The 25,994-nt window shown below is 36.7% G+C and carries 19 protein-coding genes; 6 read left to right on the top strand and 13 right to left on the bottom strand.

The genetic code is table 11. The features are described 5' to 3' along the window. The first annotated feature begins 4 nt into the window (after positions 1-4). From ACHRV5_RS02895 to ACHRV5_RS02880, 4 genes are all read left to right on the top strand, one after another. Positions 5-1,348 carry a DUF5690 family protein gene (locus ACHRV5_RS02895; protein ID WP_395425682.1) on the top strand — a complete coding sequence of 448 codons (1,344 nt, stop codon included), beginning with the start codon at positions 5-7 and terminating at the stop codon, positions 1,346-1,348. After that, on the top strand, positions 1,332-2,489 hold the full coding sequence (locus ACHRV5_RS02890) for a TIGR03364 family FAD-dependent oxidoreductase (protein ID WP_395425681.1): 1,158 nt from the start codon (positions 1,332-1,334) through the stop codon (positions 2,487-2,489). Before ACHRV5_RS02895 ends, ACHRV5_RS02890 begins: the two co-directional genes overlap by 17 nt. A 2-nt stretch (positions 2,490-2,491) precedes the next feature. Further along, on the top strand, positions 2,492-3,175 hold the full coding sequence (locus ACHRV5_RS02885) for a phosphonatase-like hydrolase (protein WP_395425680.1): 684 nt from the start codon (positions 2,492-2,494) through the stop codon (positions 3,173-3,175). Between the two features lie 295 nt (positions 3,176-3,470). Next, the gene (locus tag ACHRV5_RS02880) at positions 3,471-3,791 is read left to right on the top strand and encodes a hypothetical protein (protein ID WP_395425679.1); all 321 of its coding nucleotides are present in this window, start codon (positions 3,471-3,473) and stop codon (positions 3,789-3,791) included. A gap of 630 nt (positions 3,792-4,421) precedes the next feature. Here the strand turns inward: ACHRV5_RS02880 and ACHRV5_RS02875 are convergent. The 5 genes from ACHRV5_RS02875 to ACHRV5_RS02855 all read right to left on the bottom strand — a co-directional run bounded on the left by ACHRV5_RS02875 (position 4,422) and on the right by ACHRV5_RS02855 (position 12,616). Then, complete coding sequence (locus ACHRV5_RS02875; protein ID WP_395425678.1) at positions 4,422-5,003, bottom strand: helix-turn-helix domain-containing protein; 582 nt, start codon at positions 5,001-5,003, stop codon at positions 4,422-4,424. Positions 5,004-5,381: 378 nt separating this feature from the next. Next, positions 5,382-6,518, bottom strand: a complete 1,137-nt coding sequence (locus ACHRV5_RS02870) for a hypothetical protein (protein ID WP_395425677.1) — start codon at positions 6,516-6,518, stop codon at positions 5,382-5,384. Positions 6,519-6,523: 5 nt separating this feature from the next. Beyond that, the gene (locus ACHRV5_RS02865; protein WP_395425676.1) at positions 6,524-8,917 is read right to left on the bottom strand and encodes a TonB-dependent siderophore receptor; all 2,394 of its coding nucleotides are present in this window, start codon (positions 8,915-8,917) and stop codon (positions 6,524-6,526) included. A gap of 13 nt (positions 8,918-8,930) precedes the next feature. Beyond that, positions 8,931-10,742: an IucA/IucC family protein gene (locus ACHRV5_RS02860; protein ID WP_395425675.1), complete on the bottom strand. Its 1,812-nt coding sequence runs from the start codon at positions 10,740-10,742 to the stop codon at positions 8,931-8,933. 32 nt (positions 10,743-10,774) lie between these two features. After that, positions 10,775-12,616 carry an IucA/IucC family protein gene (locus tag ACHRV5_RS02855; RefSeq protein ID WP_395425674.1) on the bottom strand — a complete coding sequence of 614 codons (1,842 nt, stop codon included), beginning with the start codon at positions 12,614-12,616 and terminating at the stop codon, positions 10,775-10,777. Between the two features lie 436 nt (positions 12,617-13,052). Between ACHRV5_RS02855 and ACHRV5_RS02850 the strand changes: the two genes are divergently transcribed. Together ACHRV5_RS02850 and ACHRV5_RS02845 are read left to right on the top strand one after the other, a co-directional pair. Continuing rightward, positions 13,053-13,661, top strand: a complete 609-nt coding sequence (locus ACHRV5_RS02850) for a nitroreductase (protein ID WP_395425673.1) — start codon at positions 13,053-13,055, stop codon at positions 13,659-13,661. Positions 13,662-13,790: 129 nt separating this feature from the next. Continuing rightward, complete coding sequence (locus tag ACHRV5_RS02845) at positions 13,791-15,188, top strand: MATE family efflux transporter (RefSeq protein WP_395425672.1); 1,398 nt, start codon at positions 13,791-13,793, stop codon at positions 15,186-15,188. Positions 15,189-15,525: 337 nt separating this feature from the next. Here the strand turns inward: ACHRV5_RS02845 and ACHRV5_RS02840 are convergent, their stop codons facing one another. The 8 genes from ACHRV5_RS02840 to ACHRV5_RS02805 all read right to left on the bottom strand — a co-directional run bounded on the left by ACHRV5_RS02840 (position 15,526) and on the right by ACHRV5_RS02805 (position 25,887). Then, positions 15,526-16,185 (bottom strand): glycoside hydrolase family 25 protein, encoded by a 660-nt coding sequence (locus tag ACHRV5_RS02840; RefSeq protein ID WP_395425671.1) that lies wholly within the window; start codon positions 16,183-16,185, stop codon positions 15,526-15,528. A gap of 553 nt (positions 16,186-16,738) precedes the next feature. Continuing rightward, positions 16,739-17,764 carry a hypothetical protein gene (locus ACHRV5_RS02835; protein ID WP_395425670.1) on the bottom strand — a complete coding sequence of 342 codons (1,026 nt, stop codon included), beginning with the start codon at positions 17,762-17,764 and terminating at the stop codon, positions 16,739-16,741. Positions 17,765-18,001: 237 nt separating this feature from the next. Beyond that, a complete protein-coding gene (locus ACHRV5_RS02830) occupies positions 18,002-18,670 on the bottom strand; it encodes a hypothetical protein (protein ID WP_395425669.1) in 669 nt (222 codons plus the stop codon). Positions 18,671-18,753: 83 nt separating this feature from the next. After that, on the bottom strand, positions 18,754-19,500 hold the full coding sequence (locus ACHRV5_RS02825) for a hypothetical protein (protein ID WP_395425668.1): 747 nt from the start codon (positions 19,498-19,500) through the stop codon (positions 18,754-18,756). 14 nt (positions 19,501-19,514) lie between these two features. Next, positions 19,515-20,321 carry an HmuY family protein gene (locus tag ACHRV5_RS02820; protein WP_395425667.1) on the bottom strand — a complete coding sequence of 269 codons (807 nt, stop codon included), beginning with the start codon at positions 20,319-20,321 and terminating at the stop codon, positions 19,515-19,517. Positions 20,322-20,327: 6 nt separating this feature from the next. Beyond that, complete coding sequence (locus tag ACHRV5_RS02815; RefSeq protein ID WP_395425666.1) at positions 20,328-21,047, bottom strand: HmuY family protein; 720 nt, start codon at positions 21,045-21,047, stop codon at positions 20,328-20,330. 34 nt (positions 21,048-21,081) lie between these two features. Continuing rightward, positions 21,082-23,466, bottom strand: coding sequence for a TonB-dependent receptor domain-containing protein (locus ACHRV5_RS02810; RefSeq protein WP_395425665.1), 2,385 nt, complete (start codon positions 23,464-23,466; stop codon positions 21,082-21,084). A gap of 1,833 nt (positions 23,467-25,299) precedes the next feature. After that, positions 25,300-25,887: a nucleosidase gene (locus tag ACHRV5_RS02805; RefSeq protein WP_395425664.1), complete on the bottom strand. Its 588-nt coding sequence runs from the start codon at positions 25,885-25,887 to the stop codon at positions 25,300-25,302. Positions 25,888-25,994: the final 107 nt, after the last annotated feature.

The raw sequence follows: 25,994 nt of genomic DNA, 5'->3' as shown, positions 1-25,994 counted from the left end.
AGGAATGAGTAAGAAAAAATCAGATATTTCTTTTGTACTAACGGCTTCACTGGCGGCTTTCGGAGCGTACTTTTGCATGTATGCTTTTAGAAAACCCTTCAGTGTAGCCACTTTTGAAGGACTGGAAGTATTTCATATTGATTACAAAATCCTGCTGATTATTGCTCAGGTTTTAGGTTATGTGCTTTCCAAATTTATCGGTATAAAAATTATTTCGGAACTAAAGGCGAAAAACAGAGTGTTTTATCTTTTAGGTTTAATCGGGATTGCAGAAGCAGCTTTAGTACTGTTTGCAATTGTTCCGAAACCCTACAATATTTTGTGCATGTTTATCAACGGTATTCCATTAGGGATGATTTGGGGCATTGTTTTTTCTTATTTAGAAGGAAGAAAATTTACCGAAATACTGGGAGTAGCATTAAGCACAAGCTTTATCGTTTCGAGTGGAGTAGTAAAGTCAACCGGTTTTTTTGTAATGGAGTCCTGGGGGTTTTCACCCTTTTGGATGCCGGCCATAACGGGTTTAATTTTTATACCGCCCTTGTTGTTTTTTGCGTGGTTGTTAGAAAGAATTCCAAAACCAACTGCAGAAGATATAACGTTGCGATCAAAACGCATTCCGATGAGCAGTAAGGATCGCAAAAAAGTGGTCTTGAAGTTTTTGTTCCCGATCACACTTTGGATTTTGTTTTATACTTATCTAACGGCTTTTAGAGATTTTAGGGACAATTTTGCAAGAGAATTGTGGGACAGTATTGGATATAAAGGTGATACATCGGTTTATGCCAGTTCAGAAGTAATTGTGGCGGTGATCGTATTGTTGGTTTTGGGTGCAGCTTTTTATTTTAAAGACAATATGAAAGCCTTGTTTTTCTATCATATATTATTGATAATTGGCTCGTTGTCGATTGGGTTTTCGACGCTTTTGTTTCACTTCGGAACTATAGGCCCTTATTATTGGATGGTGGTCTCCGGCTTCGGATTGTACATTTGTTACGTACCTTTTAACAGCCTTTTTTTCGATAGATTTATAGCTGCTTTCAAAATAAAAGGAAACGCAGGATTTCTAATTTATCTGGCCGATGCTTTTGGCTATTTGGGGAGTGTTTCGGTATTGTTGTATAAAAATTTCGGACAATCAACTTTGTCGTGGTTGAATTTCTTTATAGACGGAGCCTATATAGTGGCCGCTATGGGAGTGTTGGTTAGCATTGGTTCAATGGTGTACCTCACTAAAAAAAAGAACAAGAAGAAAAAAGAGAATGTAAAATACAACCCGTTAGGCGTGATTCAAAAGACGACTAACGAGTTCGAAAATAATTTATTTTTAAATGAAAACAAGATATGATTTAATAGTTGTGGGAGGAGGAGTTTTAGGAACTTTTCATGCTTATCACGCTTTAAAAAAAGGATTAAAAGTGGCGGTTATCGAAAAAGATAAAATGCCTAAAAGTGCTACTATTCAGAATTTTGGACAAGTAGTACCGTCAGGAATGGATTCAAAATGGCAAGCTTATGGACGAGAAAGTCTATTGATTTACAAAGAAATTCAAAGCCAGTTTGATATTTCGATCAGACAAAACGGCTCTGTTTATCTGGCATCCAATGACGAAGAAGTACAACTTATAGAAGAGCTGGCTGAAATAAATAAAAGGAATGACTATCAGTCCAATTTGTTGACTAAAGAAGAATGTCTGAGCAAATATCAGGGTTTACGTTCCGATTATGTAAAAGCAGGTTTGTTTTTTCCTGATGAAGTAACGGTAGAACCAAGAACTATGATTTACCGACTTCAGGAATATATGCAGCAATTTTTGGGTTTAGAATTAATTACCAATACAGCAATTGTAAACTGCGAAAACACCGATGCCGGTGTAACAGTAGAAAGTGCCGCAAACGAAACTTTTTTGGCTAAAAAGGTGATTATTTGTAATGGCAGTGAGTTTAAAACGTTATATCCGGATTTGTTTTTCAAAAGTGATATTGAAGTTTCAAAATTGCAAATGCTGCAAACCAAACCACAAGCCAATTACAAGTTAGACGGCTCCATTTTAACGGGATTATCGATTAGAAGATACGAAGCTTTTTATGAATGTCCTTCGTTTAAGGCCATTAAAGCCAAAGAAGATACAGATTCTTTAGAGAAAAAATGGGGGGTGCATATTCTCTTTAAACAGGCAATGGATGGTTCTGTGATTTTGGGAGATTCACACCAATACGCTACCGCAGCAAACAGTGATGATCTGGGTTTTAATCTGGATATGGATATTGATAATTTTATGATACAGGAGGCAAAAAAGATTATCGATTTGCCGACTTACGAAATTCAAAACAGATGGTTCGGAACCTATTCGCAATGCAAAACCAAAGATGTTTTTGAGCACACTGTCGGTGACAATATTCACATCATTACCGGAATTGGAGGAAAAGGAATGACGGGGAGCGCCGGATTTTCAAAAGAGAATATTACTAAAATTTTTAATGTATAATAATGAAACAAAGAATAGAATTGGTGGTCTTTGATATGGCCGGAACAACTGTTGACGAAGGAAATGTAGTCTACAAAACAGTGCAAAAAGTAATTAATGAAGAGGGATTTACGGTGTCTTTGGAAGACGTTTTAAAACACGGTGCAGGTAAGGAAAAATACCAGGCGATAACCGATATTTTAACAACCTGTACGAGTATAACAAATGTGAAGAGTGTGGCTGAAAAGGCATTCGCTAATTTTAAGATTACTTTAGAAAAAGCATACAACGAATTGGACGTAAAAACTTTTGAAGGCACAGAGGAGCTATTCAAAGATTTACAGGCTAATCATATAAAAGTGGTTTTAAATACAGGTTATGATAGCAGTACAGCCAATAAACTACTGGATAAACTCGGCTGGAAAGTAGGAATGACCATTGATGCATTAGTAACTGCCGACGATGTTAAAAACGGACGACCTGACGGCGATATGATTTTAAAGGCAATGGAGCTTATGGGGGTAAATGATCCTTTGAAAGTCTTAAAAGTTGGCGATTCGGCTATTGACATTGAAGAAGGAAAAAGTGCCCATTGTGGTATGACAGCCGGAGTTTTGACAGGTGCGCAGACCCGTGAGCAAATTCAGGAAGCTGCTCCTACCTATATCGTTGAAAGTTTAAATGAATTAAGAGTTATACTCTTATAATATATTGTGTTTATTTTTTTTGAACTCTTCCTTTATTTCAGGTAAAGGAGGAGTTTTTTTGTTTTTACTTATACGTTGTTGTGATGACTCTGATAAATACTTTTTAGAGAGTATGAAAATTTTCATAAAGTTTTTCTTAGTTTTATGATTATATTGTAAGAAAATTTATATTTTTGTTTAAAACAAATAACGGAAGAAGTAATTATACGGTACGGACTGATTTCAATCTGTAGTGTATCCTGTTGTTTTGTTTTTTTTCCGTTGTGTAAATTTTTTAAATTATTATTTAAAACTTATGATCACAGTAGAAAAAACAATTCACGAAGGGCAAAAAATAAGCCTTGTTCGTATACTTAGAGACATAAAGAAGAAAAACCAGGTTCAGGCTTTAGAAACGGTACTATCGGCTATAGAAAATGATGTACCAATAGAGAAAGAAAAACATCTTGAGAGTGTTAAATCTTTTGGCGTAAGTGTAGAAACGATAGAGTTTGTCGAAGAGAAAACCACAATGAACCACAACATCACTTTTGCTGAAGCGGTTGAAATCGCTTTAATCATGATAGCGGTAATCGGATTATATCTATTTGCCGTTTTAATTCTTTTGATAAAATAACTTGTGGTTATTCGCGTAAATGCTAAACGAAAATAGCACGCAGATTTAGGGGATTTAGCGGATTTCCGCCGTCTGTTTGCGATTGTTCTGGTAACGAATTTTTTTATCAGTTCTATTGCAAAAATCTGCAGAATCTGCGTGATAAAAAGATCAAAATAATCAAGAACACGAAATAGGAAACACTCTTTTACCGGTAACCTAAAAAAGTACTAGATAAAATTAAATTGACCCCTACAAATTAAATCCTTTTAATCTTTTTAATCTGTGGCAAAAAATAATTTGTGGCTATTCGCGAAATGCTAAACGAAAATGGCACGCAGATTTAGCGGATTTAGCGGATTTGCGCTGTCTGTTTGCTATTGTTCTGGTAACGGATTTTCTTATCAGTTCAATTGCAAAAATCTGCCGGATCTGCTAGATCTGCGTGATAAAAAAGATCAAAATAATCAAGAACACGAAACATAAAATAGTTTTTACCAGTAACCTAAAAAAGTATTAGATAGAATTAAATTGACGCCTACAGATTAAATCCTTTTAATCTTTTTAATCCGTGGCAAAAAAAAAATTCACGCCAATTCGTGAAATTCGTGGCAAAAAAAGATCAAGAAGACTTAAAACTTGACCCTGTTTTTAATCTCTCTGGGTATTAAAAAAGAAGTATAATACCAGCATTTTGGCAGTTGTTGCGCTTCGATTTACAGGAACATGCGGAATTCTACCGTCAAAAAAGATCGAATCTCCTTCTTTTATCAATACTTCATCATCGCCTATGATATACACACATTCTCCCGAAAGCATGTATTTGTATTCGTAAGCATCCGTTTCGACTTTTTCTCTTTGTGAATTTGGTTTTACTTCTAATAAAACAGCTTCAAATCCGATAGACGAAAGTTGTTTGCCAAAGATATATTGGTAAGTAAAACCTTTTGCATCATCTTCTTTTTCGATTATGGAATTTTCCTCGGCACGGGATACCATATAATTTTGTCCCGAGGGTTTAGGCATTCCTTCAAAAAAGGCCGAAACTTCAATCTCTAATGCACTAATGATATTTAATAAAACAGGAAGGGAAGGAATTGTTCTTCCGTTTTCAATGCGCGATATTAGTCCATTACTAACTTCGGCAGCATTGGCAACGGTGCTAATTGTTTTTTTACTGTTCTTGCGAATGTCTTTTATTCGTTTACCAATCCCAATTAAATAATCATCCATTCTTTTTTGTATTTCTTACGAATATGCAAATTTAACTTGAATTAAAAAAAAATAATTCGTGCTAGTTAGTGTAGGATGACTATATTTTATTCTTAAGAGTTTACTATTTGTAATTTTTGTATTGAATCTTAGTGGAACTGTTTTACCGGATCAAATGCAAAACCTGTGGCGTAGTAAAAAAGGAATGCGAAAATTTAGTTTGTCTAAAACATACATACCTCGTTTATACAATTACACTCTCCAGTTTGTCCTTTCGACGAAGGAGAAATCGCATCCAACATTCGACAAAGATTAGCGTTTTTCTTTGCGGAATTTCTCCTTCGTCGAAATTGACAAGACTACAGAAAATAAGGCATGAGACTTCGATGATACAACTATTTAGGCTTTTATTTTTTTTACCACAAAATAGCAGATTAGAACAAATACAAGCCACAGCAGATAGACGGTACCTAAAGAGTAGCCATAATTAAGTAATGGACTTTTAGCACTATAAGAAGCAGTTGTTATGACCATATTTTGCAATGGTTTTCCATTAAAAAACAACCAAGCCATGGCTGCTAAATGTATAATAAGCGTACTGAAGAGATAAGTAAACAAAGGAAACTGTCCTAAAGTAAAAAAGAATTGAGCGACTCTGTTTTTCCAGTTTTCGGCATAGGCGAGAAATAGAAAAATTGGACCAAGTGTAATTGCGAGAAATTCCAGTGAAGCCGGATATTTCGTAAGATTGAAAAACGATAACACGCTCAGGAGTGAAGAACTTCCTGTTTTCCAGGGGATAGATTCTCCGTAGCCATTTAGGCCTCGTAATACAAAAAATACCGCTATCAGAATAAAACCACTGTACAACAATACCTTTTTTCGAAGTACAGGAGAACTTTCGGATCTGCAAAAGAACCCCCAAAAATACCCCAATAATAAAACACCCAACCAAGGAAGTAAGGTATAATTTACGATGTATAAACTTTGATTGTGTGGTATAAATTTTTGCTGGTGCAACAAATACCAGAGGATTGCATTTGGCGAATCCCCTTTCATTTGTATAGAATCTAATACATGATGACCGATTATAATAATTAAACTGATCCCTAAGATCCAATTTCTATTTAAGTATTGTAAACCCGCCATAAAGTATAAGCATAACCCTAATGAACCGATGATAAAAACGCCAATCGTGCGGTAGTAAGGGTCAAACGTATATAAGAAATTGTTTATGAAAATTTCAATAAGGATCAGCACACTGCCCAACTGGAATAAAGGCCATATATTTTGTTTTTTCGTCTTTTTACCCATCCACTGGAATAATTCAATACCGGCTACAAAAAATACTGCCGGCGCAAAATAATGCGATATAAATCGCGTAAAAAACAAAGAGAAAGTAGTATGATCCAAATCTGCCGGATTGGTATTCCAGTAATGGAAAAACAATCGGGTATGATCCAGAATGGCAAAAGTCATTACTACCCCCAACAGTATTCTACGGGATTGGAAAGTGCGCTGATCGATAGAGTCCATTTTAATTAAAATTTATAGGTAAAGTTGATCATAAAATTGCTCGGCTTTTGCGGACGTGCATAATAACCGTCACTTACCCAATATTGTCTGTCCAGAATATTGTTGGCTTTAATACCAATTCGATACTTCGGACGGTTGTAAAATAAGGTTGCGTCAAGAAGATTATAAGAAGAAAGGGTAAACGTATTGGTGTTGTCAATAAAGGCATCTGAAACATAAGAATTTCCTATTCCCATTCCTAAGCCCTGAGCTTTACCTTTCACAATAGTGTAACTTGCCCAAAGATTAACGACATTTTTTGGAGTACCTGCCGCTCTTTTACCCGGTGCACTAGCAGTTGATTTTGTTAACTCATTGTCATTATAACCGTAACTGGCTACATAGTTGAAACCTGAAAAAGGTCTTCCTATAACTTCAATTTCAACTCCCTTGCTTTTTTGTGTTCCGTCTTGTATAACAAAAGTTCCTTGTGGAGTAACTTCATTTCTCAAACTATTAGTGACATCAATCTGGTAATAACTTACAGTCGCATTGATTTTATCGGAGAAATCCAACTTAACACCACCTTCCAGTTGTGCCGCTTCCTGAGGTTTGAAAACAGAAATTGTTTTATCCGGTTGTTCCTTAGTACCGATGTTTTTAAAACCATTCATATAATTTCCAAAAACAGATAGTTTATCTTCCAGTATTTGATATACCAGACCAAATTTAGGAGAGAATGCAGTTTGATTGTAGTTACCAGCAGTTGCACGAGATTTTGTATTTGTTGTACCATCTCCAATATAACGATCGACACGTAAACTGGCCATAACTAAAAGCTGGTCTGTTACGTTGAAAACATCTGAAGCATAAACACTATAAGTAGATTCTTTTGTCTGGTTCTGACCTGTGTCCAGTTTTGCCAGAATAGATTCAACATTTTCTATTCTAATTACAGGTGTTTTACCTAAATTATCCAGATTTGCCGGTTCAAAAACCTTTCCTGCATAACCTAGTCCGTCGTATCGGGTAGATCTAAAGCTGGATAAATAGTCAAAACCAACTACAAGTCTGTTTCTGAAATTGCCGATTTTAAAGTCTCCCGTAAAATTTTGCTGGAAGTTTTTTCTAACGTCCTTTTCATCAGTGAATGTTCTAAGATTACGATCAACAGAGGATGTATTTTGCCAGATAAAGTCAAAAATATACAAATCGTCATAAGTACCTCCACCGTAAGCATATCGGGATTGAGAAGTCCATTGATCGGAAATTTTGTATTCCGCTTCAAGTAATATACTCGTTGAAGCTTGTTTACTTACCAGAGAGTTATCATTAAGTGAGGTACGGTAATCGAGATTAAGGTGGTTGAAACTGTTTACACCTAATTTTGGAGAAATCATCCATCCACCCGGAGCAATTCCCTGTGTACTTTGGAAATCAGCATTCAAGGTAAATTTCAAACGATCCGATACCTGATAGGTAATACTTGGCGCAATAAGTAATGTAGCGCTGTTACCTTGATCCTGAAAGGTGTTTTCGGTTTGGCGGGCTACATTTAACCTCACAAATAAACCTTCTGCATCTTTAACCGGAGTATTGATGTCTAAGGTCACACGACTCAAGTCCCAACTTCCCATTGTGTAACCAATTTCGCCTCCGAAATGGTCATAAGGTCTTTTAGTGATATAATTTACAATTCCTCCAAATGAGGTCATTTGTGCCCCGAAAAGTGTAGAACTTGGTCCTTTATAGGTTTCCACACGTTCTACAGCGGCAAGATCTACACCTGTACGCAGATAAGTCGCCATCCCGTTACGGAAATTTTCACTGGTTTGAAAACCTCTCGAGAAAAAAGAAGGCATTCCCGCTCCGGTTTTTGCAGGGGCAGCTCCCGGAACATTTCTAAAAGATTCTTCGACCGTTAAAGCCATTTGCTCTTTAATAAGTTCCTTGTCTACCACACTATAAACCTGTGAATTTTCCAGATTTTTGATTGGAAGTCGCGACACATATTCACTGTTCTTTTTAGAAGTGATTTTGTATTTGTTTCCGACAATAAAAACCTCATTTAAGGATTCAGCATCAGCGGTAAGGGTAAAGTCCAGAATAATTTCTTCTCCTGTATTTAGGGTTACCGTTTTTGTCTGAGAGGCTAATCCCATAATACTTGCTGTAACGGTATTTGTTTTCGAAGTAAGCTTATCAAATACATACCAACCGTCCTTATCTAATTTAACACTGTATTTTCCATTTAGGCTAACGGTGCCGTACAGCACTTTTTTTCCATCTTCGGTCATAACCTGACCTTTGATGGTGCCGGATTGGCTTTGTTGCGCTTGTGTATGTAAGGACAATAAAAAGAACACAGCAGTAAAGAGTAGGGTGGGTATGTATTTGTTTAATGTTGTAAAATAATTCACGAAAATTGATTTTTTATTTATTAGTGTAAAATGGAGTTACAGGGTTTTTTACAATACCGATATAAGGCAGGTTTTCAAATGGATTGGCACGATTTCTTAACTGTCTGTTATTATTCAGTTGTAACTTATTTAAGGCATCAGGGCTGAATTCATCAACAAACAAGTCGAATTTCTTGAAAGATTCACTGAATTCAGGATGTGCAGCTTGATAATCTAAGATACATTCTGCTACAAGTTTCCAAAACTCATCTTCCGAGAAATCGGCATGTTCAACAAGTATTGCAGCAATAAATCGGAAGATAGAATCGAATACTTGTGTAAATAAAGGCAGTGTTTTGCGTTCGTCAGGAACAGTAACAGCAAGTCTTAAAGCTTCTTCAGGAATTTCTAAACTGCAGTTTAGCAACGAAACTTCCTCACCAATATCTTTCATAATAGCATTAACGACTTTATGATCTTCCAAAATAAGGATTAGATTTTCTCCATGAGGCATAAAGACCATGTCCCATTTGTAGAAACAGTGAAGTAATGGACTCAAATAACAGCTAAAGTATTGACGTAACCAATTAGAAGTGGTCAAACCCGATGCTTGTATCAATTCAGGAAGATAGGCTTTCCCTTCATTATCAATGTGAAGTAGTGATGCCATGGTAACTAACCGTTGGTTACCGCTGATTTTGTCCGCCGGGCTTTCTCTCCACAAACAGGCAAACATTTTTTTGTAAGGCGTGTCACCCGGGACTGCTGTTTCATAATACTGATGTGCAAAACTTAAACTGGCAATCTCTCTCAGGATGATAAAACCTTTTGACTGTAGATAATTGTCATCCTTTACCAGGTTATAAATCCACTCGTTGATTGGCGGATTAGACAACATAAATTTAGGCGATAACCCACGTACATAGCCCATGTTCAGTACAGCGATTGCCGTTTTAACATAGAATTTTTCGGGATGTGTGATATTATAAAAAGTTCGTATAGATTGTTGTGGTTGGTACTTGTCTTCATTGTATCCCATACAAACCAAACGATTCGTAGCAATGTCGGCTGAGAAGATATTAGATAATTTATTAAACCATTGCCATGGATGTACCGGCATAAAGAAATAATCTTTTGGATTTAGCCCTTTTTCAAGGAGTTGATCGTTAAAGTTTTTTAAGGTTTCTTCGCCAAGCTCTTGTAGCATCACCTTATCATAATCTAAAGGTAATACGGCAGTAAAAACAGCAGTAGAGCGATGACCCGCAAGCCATACCAGAGAGAACGGCGCTGCTGCTTCGGGAGCATATTCTCTGTGATCACTGGAAGTAAAACCGATTCTTCCGTTATTGGCAATAAAACGTGGATGACCGGTCATGGTAGATTCCGTTTGCTGATAGCCGGCACTTAATAACTCCTTTGAGTTTGGTTTGCCATAATAATGCAAGTAAGCACTTCCGGCCAATGTACTGCAGACCTCTTCCAGGTAAACCGGTAAAGATTCCTCAGGAATTCCCAGCTCTGCCTTAAATTCGATGATAAAACTAAGCGCGTCTAATGCAGCAGTTTCACCCTCCGTAAATTTTTCAATAGAATCAGTATCAATATACCAATGGTTTAAAGCCAGTATTTTAGCATTAAATTGATAAGTGTTTTTTTCATCTGAACTGCTAAGTTGATAGATTCCCCAGCCGTCTTTGCTTTCGATTAAATTAGGAATTACAAGACGTTCATGAGAGAATTCGGCAAGTATTTTTCTAAGGTGCAGACGGGTTACTTTGTTCCAAACGGATTTTTCTAAATGTTCGGATGCTTGTATTGGAGAGATCAGCGTATCTATATTCATGGTTTTAGCGTATTATAGTTTTTAAAGAGGGACTAGATTAATTTGGTCTGATAAACAGAAAGTGGATTTTTTAAGGTACCGGCAAATTTTTGATTCTTGAAAGGATTGGTCGCATCAAGCATCTTTGAACTGTTTTGCATTTGCAGTCTGTTAGAGCAGGTTTTAATAATCTCTGAATCGAACAAATCATACTTTCTGAATTTATCCTCCAGTTCAGGATATTCGGATTGGTATTCGGTAATACAGTCCGCTACAAGACCCCAAAAATCTTCTTCCGGCAGATTAACATGTTCTACCAGTACGTGGTTCAGGTATCGGAAGAAAGAGTCAAATATCTGTGTGAAAATTGTCAGGATTTTAAGGTCCTCAGGAACATTGATAATGATTCGTTTTACCGTTTCAGGTAGTTCTTTTTCCTGATTTACAACGGCTACTTCTTCACCAATATCTTTCATAATGGCTCTGACCGGAACATTGTCGAGGAATACCAAAATCAGATTTTCTCCATGTGGCATAAAACGCATATCATGGTAGTAAAAACAATGTAAAAGTGGACTTAGATAAGCTTGCAAATAACTTTGAATCCATCCTTTTGCATCCAAAGGAGAAGATTTGATTAATTCTGCCAACAATGAGTTTCCTTCTGTATCGATATGCAGTAAAGCAGCCATAGTCATCAGACGTTCTCCGTTTGCTATTTTATCCATCGGGCTTTCTCTCCAAAGCGTAGACAGCATTTTTTTATAAGGAGAATCAATTTTTATTGCTTCTTCAATATAAGTATTGGTATAACCCACTGTAGCAATCTCTTTTAATGTAGTGAACCCTTTTTTCTGCAGGTAAGCATCATTCTCAACAAGGTTCGCAACCCATTCGCTAATCGGTGGGTTTGTTCGCATATAATAAGGTGATAACCCTCTCATAAAGCCCATGTTCAGAATAGAAAGTGCAGATTTAACATAAAAGCGTTTGTTATCGCTTACATTAAAAAAGGTACGCACCGATTGTTGTGGCATGTACAAATCCTTACTATCACCTAAACAAACTAATTTTGATGTAGCAATATCGGGAGCAAATAAATAAATCAGCTTATTGTGCCATTGCCATGGATGAATTGGGAAGTAAATATAATCTTGTGGATCAAGTTCTTTTTCTTTAAGCAACAAATCGAAAGATGCTTTTAGATCTGTATCTAATTCCTGTTCCATCACCTGACGGTAACTAAGGGGAGGAATACTGGTAAATTCGGTGTGGCTTTTATGACCGGCAACCCAAACTAAAGAAAGTGGTTTTGCCGCTTCAGGGCTATAATTTTGATAATCTATCGCATCAAAACCTATCCTGGCGCTGTTGGCTATAAAACAAGGATGTCCGGCAGTCATGGCATGTTCAACATCGGCATAACTTGCTGTTGTCAAATCTTTGGCTGTAAGTTCGCTGTTGGTTTGCATATAAGCGCTGCCGTACAGACAACTGATTACTTCTTCCAGGTAAGTAGGCAGATTTGATTCAGAAAAGCCTAATTCTTCTGTAAATTCAAGTAAAAATGCTATAGCGTCAAGAGGCTCGGTTTGTTCGTTTGTTGTTTTAGAAATAGAGTTGTTGTCAATATACCAATGATCTAAAGCCAGTAGTTGTGCTTTAAACTGATATTCGGTTACTCCATCTTGGGTGCTAAGGCTGTAAAGCCCCCATATTCCTTGAGTATCTTTTAATTCAGGGATAAGTAATAATTCATGTGAAAACTCGCATAACATTTTTCTTAGTTGGAGTCTGTTTACTTTTTCCCATATTTCAGGTTGAAGATGTGATGCGGCAAGTTGAGGATTTAATTGACCATTTTCATGTCTTTGTATTGTGGATTTTTCTTGCATTGTGGTGTAGTTTAATTGATATAATTGGCTTTTCTGTGATGCTCTTTTAAGAGTAGAAAAGGTTTTTTTAAGTGGTATATCGGTTGGGGTTTACAGATTGTAGTTTGTTGGTGATCGACACTTTTGATAAGTAGGATCGGGCGGTTTTATTTTTCATAACTATAAAATAATTATTGACTATTTGACACTTGTTTTTTTAGGTGTTTAGCCTTTTTTTGGGTTAAGGAAACGGGTAGTTTTTTATTTCTGAGATAATTTCATTTCTATTGTTTTTATGAAAATTACTACATACATTTGTTTTATTCTTATTTATTCTAATTATAAATAACTAATTTTGCTCAGCAAAGCTATTTATAATAAATTTAAATAGCAAAATATATTTACATATTTTTCGTACTTAATTTATCTAATTATTGTTTTAATCCTCACAACATTCATGGAAAAAAGTGAAATAGCCGCTTCATCTGAAGTGGCAACCCAAATAATTCGTTCCAGAAAAAGTATTTATGCAGATTCCTATATAGGGGGTAGCTTACCCGAAGTTGTATTGAACGAGATACTGACCAACGCCACATGGGCACCTACCCATAAAATGACTGAGCCTTGGAGGTTTATTGTGCTCACCGATAGTCAACTTGAAAAATATGGAGATTTTATGGTTACTTACTACAAGCATCTCTATGAAGAACTCTCTGATGCCGACAAAAGAATGGCAAAGTATAATTATCTAAAAGGATACCCGCTTAAAGCAGCTTGTTTAATTGGGGTGATACTTTCTAAAAGTACGAAAGTTACTATTCCGGAATGGGAGGAAGTGGCTGCAGTTTCCTGTGCCGTGCAAAACATGGCCCTAAGTGCCACTTCATTTGAGTTGGGTTCCTATTGGGATTCAAGTGGCGCTGCAGTAGAATACGTGAAAAGCTTTGGTTTGGAGACTAATGAGCAGTCGTTAGGACTCTTTTTTATCGGCTATCCTGATGCTTCGGCACTTTCTGTAACAAAGAGAAGAACCACGATAGACAAAAAAGTTTCGAGGTTTAGGTAAGATCGGTTTCAAAGCGTCTTAAAAAACGGCCGAAACTTATCTTATGCAGCTGTAACAGTACCGAAGGTGTCACTGATATTCACATTCAACAATAAATAAATTTTAATATTTTCTTTTAAACCCATAATTGTGCTAGTAAAAATACGTTCAATAGTTACTTTATTCAGGATTGCATTGCAAGGAACTGAAAAGAATTTTACTTCAGGAAATGTCAACAGAGCAACTTTCCTGTTATCAGTACCCACCATGTTAGAGCTCAGTATGGAGTCTCTGTTTGTTTTAGTAGATCTTCTTTTTGTAAGTAGTCTTGGTGAAAACGCCATTACGGTGGTTGGAATTACCAATTCTGTAGTGATTCTGATCCAATCGGTGGCGATGGGTTTGAGTATTGCAGCCACAGCAATGATTTCAAGAAGAGTTGGGGAGCAGAAACCGCGCAGAGCCGGACAGGCAGCAATGCAGGTTATTTATCTTGGAATTTTTCTTTCCGTTATCTGTAGTGTTCTGGCCGTAATTTTTAATCAGGAGATTATGCGTTTTGCGGGTGGATCGGAACATCTGGTTACCTATGGCAATACTTTTTCTAAAACGATGTTCGCAGGACTGATTTTTATGATTATGCGTATCTTGATTAATGGGGTTTTTAGAGGATCGGGTGACGCTTCTATGGCGATGCGAACGCTGGCTTTTTCAAATATTCTGAACGGATTTTTGTGTGCCGTACTGATTTTTGGATTAGGGCCCTTTCCTAAATTAGGTTTACTAGGAGCTGCCGTGGCTATGGTGATTGCAAATGTCTTTAGCGTGGCCTATCAGCTGTGGTATCTTTTTAGAAACAATACCACAATTAGCATTGGAAAACGACAGTTAAAGATGGTTCCTGCCTTGATGAAACGCATATTAAAACTAGCAACAGCAGGGATGATTCAAAACCTGGTACCTTCTTCAAGCCGATTTTTAATGATTGTGATTGTTGCAAAACTGGGCGAAAATGTACTGGCAGGGTATATCATTGCGAACCGAATCATCATGTTTAGTGTTTTACCGGCATATGGTATTGCTAATGCTGCGGGTGTATTAACTGGACAAAATCTTGGAGCAAAACAGCCGGAAAGGGCAGAAGCCTCGGTATGGAAAACAGGGACATTTAACATGTGTTTCCTTGGACTGATTGCTATTTTCTTGCTGTTTTACGCAAAAGCGCTGGCCGGTTTTTTTACACATGATGAAGAAATTCTTTCCTACGCAAGTACCTATCTGCAATATATGGCTATTGCTTACTTTTTCTTCGGTTATACCATGGTGATTTCGCGTGCTTTAAATGCGGCGGGTAGTGTAAATACGGTAACGATGCTTTACATCCTGATGTTTTACATGATCCAGCTTCCTTTGTCTTATTTACTGGGTATGTATTACCAATGGGGACCAAAAGGAATATTTATTGCGATTCTGATCTCCGAAATTGTGCTTGCAACCAGTAGTGTGCTTGTTTTTAGAACCGGGAAATGGAAAACGGTAGAGTTGTAAAATAGTCAGATTAATTAAAGGGGAGCAGGTTTTTGTGGTTGTTTTGCCACGAATTTCACGAATTGGCACGAATTTTTTTTGCCACTGATTGAAAAGATTTGCACAGATTATCTAATTGTTTTAATCTTATCACGCACTATTTTTAAGTTATTAATTAATAGGTTGTTTTTCCACGAATTACACGAATTTTCAAGAATTATTTATTTGCCACCGATTAAAGGTTTAAAATGATTTCATCCATTTTGCGACACAAAAAAAATAATTCGTGAAAATTCGTGTAATTCGTGGCGAAAAAAATCAATCCGTCTCCACAACTTTTAACTTGATAATCATACGTTCACTTAATTTTACTGGACTGGATGAACTCTGAAAAAGCATTGGCATCTCCATTAAATACATCAAAATCATTTAATTGATCATCCAACATGTAGCTTGCAGATTTTTGCCAAAGTATCCAGCCTGTTGATTTCCATATAGTCGGTAAGGCTAAAGAGTTGCTGTAATCTGCAATCCATAAGTAGAAGTTGGCAAATTCAGGATTAGTCAGGTATTTATTTGCGGTATTGTTGGTGGTGTATAAAATAGGTTTTCTCCCTGTTTTTTGCTGTAGTAAGGTTAAGAATTGTAATAAGTTGGGTTGAATGTTTTCGCGATTAATTCCGGGATCGATGCTTACCCCTTCAAAATCGACAATAGGAGGGAAGTCGGTGTCTAGAATGGATCCAACAGTTTCCAGATAATGAGCGGCTTGTTTTGCCGGATCGTCATTGCAATGATAAAAATGATAAGCGCCGCGAACATAACCTTTTGTTTGAATGGCCTGCCAATTGGTGCTGAAATTTGAATCTGTGTAGGTTATTCCTTCTGTTGCTTTACAAATTACAAAAGAGAGTTTATCGGTTTGTTTAGTAAGAAAACTGATTTCATTTCCTTGGTATCTTGAAATATCAATACCAAACACGGTGAAGTTATTGTTTACGGGCTCAGCTGTGCTCATTGTTATTGCTTTTATGGGTTTATTCCTTCTTCTCTAATAACAAGATGTGATGCATCATGATTACTTGTTCTAGGGTCGATTTGAACGGATTAAAAGTAATTAATAGTAAAATTATATTGGCAAAACGTATAAAGGTTAAAGAGAGTTAAACTATTAAAAATGAATGTATTTATGCAAGAGATCTTAACCTTTTTTTATTGTTTTGAATGTTTTTGTAAATAAAAGACTAATAACAGCAAGGTGAGTAAAAAGATGAATAATCGAAAGGATTTAATTTATAATTATGGAAGTGTCTCCTGAAAATTTTTATAAATAGCAAAGATGAGATCGCAGAACTATCGAAAGCATGTTCCTAATGATGAAATTGGGTATGATCTAACGAGAAGAAATTATAAAAAACATTTTGTTTTTTGATGTGAGACGCTGGATTCAATAGGTTTTTTAGGGTTAAGGTTTCTATTAAAATTCGAAGTATTTTCTGGGAATAAAAAGAAAAAATCCTTTGACAGTCTTACTTGCCAAAGGATACTATAAAGTGTTTTTGTATTGGAGTTTACTTAATTGTAACAGGGCTATAGGTCTCTGTAGGATCAGAGTTCCCTCTTTTGTACCTCATCGCAAAGTATCCGCCAGGAGGTGTATTGGCAGGTACTTTAAAAACAGCTTTATAGGAAGTAACGTTTACAATTTCCAGTGGATAAACCACATTTGGATCTTCATAGTTAAAAAGCTCTACTGCAGTAATGGTATTCAATTGACTACCTCTGACTTCAATAGTTTCTCCCTTATTTTTAGTGGCAGGAAAACCATATCTTTCGACGTTAAAATCGGGAGAATCCGCAATTTCAATTTTAAATCTGTTTTCAACAATTGAATTTTGCAACGTATAGGCTCCATTTTTTATACGAAGATCGTACTTGCCATTAGGCATGTTTTCAGGTAGAAAGTAATAGACACCATAATTTAAAAATGGTGAAGTACCGGTTCCTTTGCCTACATAAACGGTTTCTGCGGTATATTCTTTTTGGTCAGTGGCGGCAACGAAGTAAACTTTTGTTTCTTTTTGGCTTAGCCATAAATTGTCTATATGATCAGCCTGACCATTGTTTACCTGGCTTTGCAAAAGACCTTTATACAGTGTTTCGGGATGATGTGCTGTCCAGGCTCTGGGTTGTTTTTGTCTTAAGTCAATTTTTAGTGTATACTGTTTTTTTGTTCCGGCTTTTGAAGTAACGGTAAACAGAGCCCCGTCTTTAAAAGGAATTTCCGTACCTGACGCAGGAGCTATAGCAGCTTCCTGACCAAGAATAATAGTCGGTTTAATAGTTTCCGGAAGGATCATATAATTGCTCCAGGTAATCACGATCTCGTTTTCTGTCAGCGCAGCACTCAAAGTATTGTTTTCTGCATCTTTTATGATGAAGGATTCAATTTGGTTGTATCCCGGAACTTTTATCACATCGCCCGGAATATCATTTACTTTATCCACGTATTCGGTGTCACAAGAGAAAAATAACAGTGCTGAAAAAAGTGTCGCAGCCTTACATAAAAGGAGGTTGACAGTATTTCTTTTATTCATGATGGTATTGTTTATTTAATTTTTTAAATAATTTTATTAATTTTGCAGCTTATTGATTAAGTCTGTGTATTTTTTTAAATGCCTGCACTTACAATGTTTGCGGTAACTTTATAAAGCCGTTTTTAAGCCATGGGGGAATAAGTCGTTAAAGTAATTATGCAATGGATAGCCGGTCAGCTTTTATTACAATTTTCTCTAGCAGTTTTATGATCCCATGTTTTTTTATATTGTTATTAATTATTTTACTTGTGTCCAGTTATAAGTTACAACACTGTTTGAAGCTCCCGGAGTAACAGCAGTTACTTTAACAAGGTATGCTTCTGTTGCAGTTGAAGGACTTGTAACAGATTGTGAATTTGTACCTGAAGTCGTTTTCCAGATCACAATTGCTTTTGAAGGGGTCATAACGTGTGTAAGTATGTTGTAAGAATAATATCCTAAACCGTAGTTAAATCCTGAAATAGTTCCGTTGTATCCTAATACATTGTATGGATCAGCTGGTGATGTACCAACATTTGTAGAAACGTTTTTAACCACAATACTTGAATTCCAGCTATTCCAGTTTGCACAAGTTTGGTTTAAAGCTACAGTACCTACGTACCATCTGTCTGTATTACCAACAGGACGAATAGAACCTCCGTAGATACCTTCCCACTGTACATTTACGCCACCGATTGTAGCGGCAACAGGAGTCCAGTTGGTGTAAGTAGACGATGGTGCTGCCGTTCTGGTAACCGTAACAGTTGCATTAGTAACGGTACAAAGTGCTGCTATTTTAGACGCTTTATTAGTCGCTTCTTTTTGAGCACTTGCTTGCGATTGTAAATCAGTAGTTTGGTCGTCAGAGCTACAAGATGTAAGTGAAATAGCAGCCAATGCTATAATTGAAAAGATTATTTTTTTCATAATATATTTAATTTTAATAGGGTTAATTGGCTCTTTTTTGTACCACTTGCAGTAAGGACAGGCATTTTTTATTTTAAAAAGTTTTAATTGGTTATCCTGAACGGAAGTTTCATTGTTTTCGTGGTTTGATAACTTTCCATCATAAACCAATAATCGGTATTGGGCTGAAGCGTTGGTAAATTGTTGAGATCGTCAAAGAAAACATACCATGCGTAATAACTGCCAATGTCGACTCCATCATTATACTGTTTCATTTGCCACTTTTTGTTTCCCTGTGCATCAACTACAAATAATTTGGTTACTTGATAAGACGGAAGGAAATTTTCTCCAAGTACCGTTACCGAAGTATTCGTATTTATAGTAAAATCCGGGGATCCATCTGATACTTCCTCAACGATTAGTTTAGGTTGTTGTATTACAATTTTGACCGTATAGACTGCTGTTGTACCATCTGCCGCTTTTGTGGTGTAGGTAACAGGCTCTTTACTAAAAACAGGAAGAAGCTCAGTGGTAGCCGGTGAAATAGTAGTTTTTGAAGGTAATGTTACCGCTACTTCAAGGTATTGATATTCGTAATAGGCCGGTAAATATACCGTAATGGTTTTTTCAAGATTATTTACAGCGCTATGTATAGCTTGAGCTTCGCCGGGATTGGTAACGCGAAAAGATACAATTCGCCTGGCGTCAAGATCGGTTATAATTTCGGTTTTAGTTTCTCCTTTAACATCTGTCCATCGCTCTTCCTCATTATCACATGCGGTTAGTAATGCAAGCAGGCTAAAAGACATCAAAAATAAAACTCCTTTAAAATGGTCAACTTTGGTTTTCATAGTAATTGGATAGCTTATTTAATTTCAAATTTGGTACTTCCGGCCGGCACTAATACGTAATCGAAAGTGTAGAACATATGAGGGGTGTCTTTAAACCATTCCGCCGGATTATAGACATCTTTATACACCGAGATCATTTTAATTTTTGCATAATTGCCATTTGCAGTTTTAAGGATAATAGTTCTTGCAGGAATCACTGTCCCTTTGGTTGTTTTAAGCGATTCTCCTAGAGCATAAGCCACGTGCGCTTTCTTTGGATCGTTGTTGCCTAGAACATCGCCACCAAAATCATACAGATACCAGCCAGTTCCACTACCAAAAGCGCCGGCATCATCTGTACCAATAAGGTCTACACCCGTTTTAAACTGACTGTCTGCCGGTATATCAACGACTTGATCAAAGTGTTTGGCTACGATCATAATTCCACCGGAACCACCTGCCTGAAATCCATTGTTTTTGGTATCGCTGCCATTATTTCCAGACAAAAAACTGGCGTAAAGACCACCAAAGGCTAAATCCCATTTGCGTGTTTTTACATAAGATCCATCTACCGCTTTGTTGTCCTCAAGACTGTAATACAAAGTCGCTGAAGGTTTCGTTGGATTCTCATCGGAAGTACTACCCTGGTAATTTTTTACACGGGTTACTTTATAAAACAGGGCATTATTAGCAGGAGGTGTTCCCGGATTTCCTCCGGTTTCTTTTTCCGGTACTTCTGTTTTGTTTTCATCAGAGGAACAGGCCGCAAATAAGGAAGTAATCAGTAAAAGTGTCAGTATGCTTTTGGTGAATTTCTTTGTTGGAACTTCAAATTTTTTCATGGGATATTATTTTGTGTTTAAATTTTTGCTACCATCATTTTGCACGAAGTACTTGAAGGTAAAATAGGGGGCAGGCCAGTTAAGATCGGTCACTGCTGGCGGATTACCTTTATAGGCGTTTATAAGCTGCAATTTTGCATATTTGCCGTCCGGCAGTCTAATGGCATAGGTACGATTTGGTATCGCCTGCATGATGTGAGTACTTAGACTGTAGTAAAACCAGCCAAGTGAACTTTCTGAGGATGCCCATCCTATTTTAGTGATATCACTGTTGTTAAAATCAGCATCGACAGGCGCTTTATCTACGTTTTGATACGCTTCGTTGATCAGTACTACTGCTGTATTTGCTGCTGGTCCTTCAAAACCAGGATTGTATTGATACTTCGCATTATTGATAAAGACCTCGCTATTGTAGGGTCCCGTAAATGCAAGATCCCAGTCGTTTGTTTTCATAAATTTTAAGGAGTCTGCTTTGGTGTGCAACCAGATTTGTTTTTGGTCGCTAAAACGGAACAGAAAGGTGTGAAAGTTTCGATTTTCTTTTCCTTTTGTACCATCGCCCATTGCAGCTCCTGTATCGCCTGCAAGATCTTTTATTACGATGCTTTTACCATCTTCAAGACCGGTAGTTGTATTTTCTTCGTTACTACTGCACGAAGTCAAGCTTAGGACGGAGAGCATTAGGAGCGCAAAAGAGCATTTTTTTATAGTTCGGATTGTTGTCATTATAATTTTATTTAAAGTTGTGGAATTATTTTTATTACTCTTTAAAGAAACGATACGTTACACCGGCGAGGATTATACGTCCCGGTTGTCCCGGCATTAGCGGATCTGTATAGTTGAAAATATTGTCGGCTGTAAGTCTGATTCTCAAATGATCGTTTAACAGCTGTTTTTCAAGACTGGCATTGGTGAGGAAGTAGTCTTTCACAAAAATGTCATATTTGTCTATGAACTGGTTTCCGTTGCGATCACCAAAAGGATATTTACCTCTGAAATTTACTCTGACATTGGCATTAAGCTTCCACGGGACATGATTGTAAAAAAGAGTAGCATTAGCCATATGACGAGAGCGGTTCTCAATTCCCCAATAGTCCGAAGGCCTTGGTTTATAAGATCTTCCCGTGGCAGGATCGTGTATGTTTTGACTATAAGGCCATTTTCCGGAGCTAATACTATCTTTAATACTCAGATCTTTGGCTATTAAATATTGGTAACCTGCACTTATTTCCAGATTTTTTATTGGACTGGCTTTAAAGGAAAGTTCAAACCCCTTATTAACAGCTTCCGGCAGGTTTTGATACGTGTATATAATGCGGTTGTTACTTCCGGTAGCTACCTGTATGCTGTTAATCTGATTGGTTATTTTATGATAAAATAAATTTCCTTCCGCCTTAAATCCTTTCGAAAGCTGCAGCGTTAATCCCGTATTGTAAGAAGTACTTTTCTCGGCCTGCAGATTTCCCGCGGTCTGATTTAGTATATATTGTCTGATTTCGCTAATTTGTCCATCTTGCTGTAACTGTTGTAAAGTGGGTACCAGTACGGCATTACCAATTACAAGATAGTTGCCGGTGGAGTTATAAAAAACCAGATAATTCGTCTTGAAATCCGGAGCTTTAAAACCAGTACCGATACCTGCCTTAAAAGTTATTTTCGGACTGATAAAATATTGCAGACCAAAACTAGGATTGATCCTTCCTCCAAAATTATTAGTATGGTCGTATCGCAGACCACCAACTGCTTTTAGTTTTTCAAATGGAGTCCATTCACCCTGAACATAAGAAAAGAAGGTGTTTAACGAATTTACGTTGGTAAGCGCATCGTCGTTCATATTTTCTGTACTACCACCAATTCCTGCCACGATTTGGTATGAATTAGTTGGACTGTATGAAAATTGCTGCTCAAAACGATGTAAGGTCTGTTTAAAGACGTCCTGACTGGCGGTAGAATTACTTTGTTGCCAGGCAACACTCATGTCTGCCCTGTAATTGGTGAGATAATAACGGGTATTACTTCTAAGATTTGGGCTAAATCTATGGTCTAACGAGACAGAAAGATTAATATCCTGTTCGTCTTGGTAATCTCCGGAGACATGCCCCAGTCCGAAGTCTTTCTGCATGTAGGAACGACGAAGTCCATAACGACCGCTTAAATTTAAAAAGCTGTTTTCATTTAATTCATAGCGGGATCTTCCCTGAAGACTGTAATTCTCATAGGGTGGGGAAGTAGTGCCTTTGATGTATTTTGAATTGGTATTAAAACCGTCTGTTCTGTAATAATTGGCGGCCATATTTGCGGTAGCCTTGTTTTTGAGAAATGGTGTTTCCCCCTCTAAAGTAGCATCTACTATATTTAGACTTCCATAACTAATGCCGGCCTGTAGCTGAGGATCAAGCACACCATTTCTTGTAATAATATTGATTGTTCCGCCAAGTGCTTCGCTTCCGTAAAGACTGGAGGAGGCTCCTTTTATGATTTCGATGCGTTCAATATTAGAAACACTGATTCGCGAAAGATCAAAATTCCCGTTGTTGCGACCTACCATAGGCTGGCCATCAATAAGCACCATAATATACTCGCTGCCAAAGCCCTGCATTTGAACACCCACAGATCTTGCACCGCCACCAATATTATTGACGATAGCAATTCCGGTCTGCTCTTTCAGTATTTCATCCAATCTTCGACTGCCCATAAGTTCTATGGTTCTACGGTCGATTATTGTTACGGGCATGGCACTGTATTTTGCATTGATTAGGTTTTCGGGGTTACTTTTTGTTTTGCTACCAATTACATTTACTTCTTTTAAATCAATCGCAGCTTCCATTTTTATCTGCAGTGGTTTGATTGCTTGTCCGTTTAGTATAAGCTCCTGAACATGGTCTTTATAGCCTGCATTTGCAATTCTGATGGTATAAACCCCATTAGGCAATTCTGTAAACGAAAAAGAACCGTTAGTAGCAGACGTGGTGGACTTGCCGATAGGCTGCAATTCGACAAAAGCGTCTGAAATCGGAGCACCATTATGCTGAATTAAACCACTTATTGCTGTTTTGTTTTGTGCATGTGTTATACTAGTAAATAGTAGTACAAAAACATGGAGGGCTGCGCTTTTTAGGAACGTTGTAATTTTGTTGCTTTTCATTTCAATTATTGTTGTAGGAAAATAATCCTCCTACTATCTTTATTTAGACTGTGTAAAAATAATAATTAAAATAGTATTGATAGTCTTTTTTTTACATGTTTAATAAAATAGCGTTAAATTGTTAAATATTGAACTTAAGTTAATAAATGAGATAAGATTGTTTTAATTGTTTAAAATCAATTTATTAGTTGTGTTGTTTCAAAATAGATAGAAAAATATCTTTAAGAAAAAATTAACATAAATAGCTAAGGTCTAAAATCATTTTTTTGAGTTTGAAAGCGTCGAATTAATTATTAGGATGTATTCAAAAATTAAATTTAGTGCAGCATCTAATCTTTAATTCTTCAGAAAACAGGAAGTTTTATTGCTTTTTCTTTATTCGAATAGCTGTAAAAAGGAGTAGAATATTGTAAGAATTTGAATTTTTAGAAGTATAAACCGGAACATCTTATATAATAGTTTGACCAGCTACATTGTTGCCCCGTCAAGCCCAATTCTTGTAATTCTGTCATTTCGACGAAGGAGAAATCACATCCAATATTCGACAAAGATTGGCGCTTTTCTGCATGGAATTTCTCGCGTGATTTCTCGACTTCGCTCGAAATGACAAACTGGTTGTGTTTCTTAGGTAACCTAAATTTTAAGATTCGTTTTTTTACCGCTTCAAAGGTTGTAGACCTAATACCCCAAAAAACAAATCTGACAGGTTTCAAAAGCCTGTCAGATTTACTTCAAAGAGAGGCTTTCTCTAATCTAATTTCTTGTAATTTGTCATTTCGACGAAGGAGAAATCACACCCAATATTCGACAAAGATTGGTGCTTTTCTGTACGGAATTTCTTGTGTGATTTCTCCTTCGTCGAAATGACAAATTGGTGTTTTTTAGGTAACCTAAATTTTTGAATTCGTTTTTTTTTACTTCAAAGGTTGTAGACCTAATACCCCAAAAACCAAATCTGACAGGTTTCAAAAACCTGTCAGATTTACTTCAAAGAGAAGCTTTCTCCAATCTAATTTCTTGTAATTTGTCATTTCGAAGAATGAGAAATCACACCCAATATTCGACAAAGATTGGCGCTTTTCTTTATGGAATTTCTTATGTGATTTCTCATTCTTCGAAATGACAAACTGGGTGTGTTTTTTAGATAAACTAAATTTTGAATTCGTTTTTTTCTACTTCAAAGGTTGTAAACCTAAATACCCCAAAAACCAAATCTGACAGGTTTCAAAAACCTGTCAGATTTACTTCAAAGAGAGGCTTTCTCTAATCTAATTTCTTGTAATTTGTCATTTCGACGAAGGAGAAATCACACCCAATATTCGACAAAGATTGGCGCTTTTCTGTATGGAATTTCTTGTGTGATTTCTCCTTCGTCGAAATGACAAATTGGTGTTTTTTTAGGTAACCTAAATTTTTGAATTCGTTTTTTTACCGCTTCAAAGGTTTTACACCTAATACCCCAAAACCCAAATCTGACAGGTTTCAAAAACCTGTCAGATTTACTTCAAAGAGAGGCTTTTCTCCAATCTAATTTCTTGTAATTCTGTCATTTCGACGAAGGAGAAATCACACCCAATATTCGACAAAGATTGGCGCTTTTCTTTATGGAATTTCTTGTGTGATTTCTCGACTTCGCTCGAAATGACAAACTGGTGTTTTTTTAGGTAACCTAAATTTTTGAATTTGTTTTTTTTGCTTCAAAGGTTTTACACCTAATACCCCAAAACCCAAATCTGACAGGTTTCAAAAACCTGTCAGATTTACTTCAAAGAGAAACCTTTTGTCTAATCTCAAAAACAGATTTACTTAATTCAAATCTCTTTAAAACTCGAATTATTCAGTAGGAAATAGTATTTTTTTGAAGGCATGTGCAGCAAGATGTACCTGTACAGTCCAGTCCTCAGCAGCGTTGTCTCCGGCATCATCTGAAATATACTTAAGACACAGAAAAGGGATGTTTTCCATTTTTGCGATTAAAGCCAGTGGATAAGCTTCCATATCGATTACATTGTAGGCATCATTGATGTGATTCATCTCGAAGCTGTCTCCAGTTCCGCAAATTCCTTCCTGCAGACCACCCATAAAATGACCGTGTTCAAGTACGACAGGAATACCTGAGAGTGGCGTTTCATACTCCAAAAAGCCAAGACCTCTAACATCCATATCACGCTGAATAAAATTTCTGCAGCATATTACTTCGCCTTTATTAAAACGACTACTTCCGGCAGAGCCCAGATTAATGATCAATTTTGGCTTTTGATGGATTATAGCTTTGGTCAATGCTATCGAAGCATTTACTTTTCCAATACCGGTTATCAATTTATTCATTCCGTCAAAAACATTTCCAGCTTCTGACTCCAGTGCAAAAACAAAAAGAGTTTCTGAAACATTAAAACGGTAGTTGTTATCTAGTAGTATCATTAATTTTTATTTCATTGGTTTTAGCGATGTGCTAAAAAAGTATCAGCCAAAGATATTAAAAAATGCAAAAACACTCCATTTGATTCTACAGTATCAAAAGATAGCTT

Origin of the sequence: Flavobacterium sp. FlaQc-52 (genome assembly GCF_044007495.1) — a bacterium.
Lineage (GTDB): Bacteria > Bacteroidota > Bacteroidia > Flavobacteriales > Flavobacteriaceae > Flavobacterium > Flavobacterium cupriresistens.
This window is presented reverse-complemented; position numbering and strand designations above follow the sequence as displayed.

What these genes read in the sequence shown, in the direction of transcription:
- ACHRV5_RS02895 (WP_395425682.1), top strand. Translation starts at nt 5, where the DNA reads ATGAGTAAGAAAAAATCAGATATTTCTTTTGTACTAACGGCTTCACTG.
- ACHRV5_RS02890 (WP_395425681.1), top strand. Translation starts at nt 1,332, where the DNA reads ATGAAAACAAGATATGATTTAATAGTTGTGGGAGGAGGAGTTTTAGGA.
- ACHRV5_RS02885 (WP_395425680.1), top strand. Translation starts at nt 2,492, where the DNA reads ATGAAACAAAGAATAGAATTGGTGGTCTTTGATATGGCCGGAACAACT.
- ACHRV5_RS02880 (WP_395425679.1), top strand. Translation starts at nt 3,471, where the DNA reads ATGATCACAGTAGAAAAAACAATTCACGAAGGGCAAAAAATAAGCCTT.
- ACHRV5_RS02875 (WP_395425678.1), bottom strand. Translation starts at nt 5,003, where the DNA reads ATGGATGATTATTTAATTGGGATTGGTAAACGAATAAAAGACATTCGC.
- ACHRV5_RS02870 (WP_395425677.1), bottom strand. Translation starts at nt 6,518, where the DNA reads ATGGACTCTATCGATCAGCGCACTTTCCAATCCCGTAGAATACTGTTG.
- ACHRV5_RS02860 (WP_395425675.1), bottom strand. Translation starts at nt 10,742, where the DNA reads ATGAATATAGATACGCTGATCTCTCCAATACAAGCATCCGAACATTTA.
- ACHRV5_RS02855 (WP_395425674.1), bottom strand. Translation starts at nt 12,616, where the DNA reads ATGCAAGAAAAATCCACAATACAAAGACATGAAAATGGTCAATTAAAT.
- ACHRV5_RS02850 (WP_395425673.1), top strand. Translation starts at nt 13,053, where the DNA reads ATGGAAAAAAGTGAAATAGCCGCTTCATCTGAAGTGGCAACCCAAATA.
- ACHRV5_RS02840 (WP_395425671.1), bottom strand. Translation starts at nt 16,185, where the DNA reads ATGAGCACAGCTGAGCCCGTAAACAATAACTTCACCGTGTTTGGTATT.
- ACHRV5_RS02835 (WP_395425670.1), bottom strand. Translation starts at nt 17,764, where the DNA reads ATGAATAAAAGAAATACTGTCAACCTCCTTTTATGTAAGGCTGCGACA.
- ACHRV5_RS02830 (WP_395425669.1), bottom strand. Translation starts at nt 18,670, where the DNA reads ATGAAAAAAATAATCTTTTCAATTATAGCATTGGCTGCTATTTCACTT.
- ACHRV5_RS02825 (WP_395425668.1), bottom strand. Translation starts at nt 19,500, where the DNA reads ATGAAAACCAAAGTTGACCATTTTAAAGGAGTTTTATTTTTGATGTCT.
- ACHRV5_RS02820 (WP_395425667.1), bottom strand. Translation starts at nt 20,321, where the DNA reads ATGAAAAAATTTGAAGTTCCAACAAAGAAATTCACCAAAAGCATACTG.
- ACHRV5_RS02815 (WP_395425666.1), bottom strand. Translation starts at nt 21,047, where the DNA reads ATGACAACAATCCGAACTATAAAAAAATGCTCTTTTGCGCTCCTAATG.
- ACHRV5_RS02810 (WP_395425665.1), bottom strand. Translation starts at nt 23,466, where the DNA reads ATGAAAAGCAACAAAATTACAACGTTCCTAAAAAGCGCAGCCCTCCAT.
- ACHRV5_RS02805 (WP_395425664.1), bottom strand. Translation starts at nt 25,887, where the DNA reads ATGATACTACTAGATAACAACTACCGTTTTAATGTTTCAGAAACTCTT.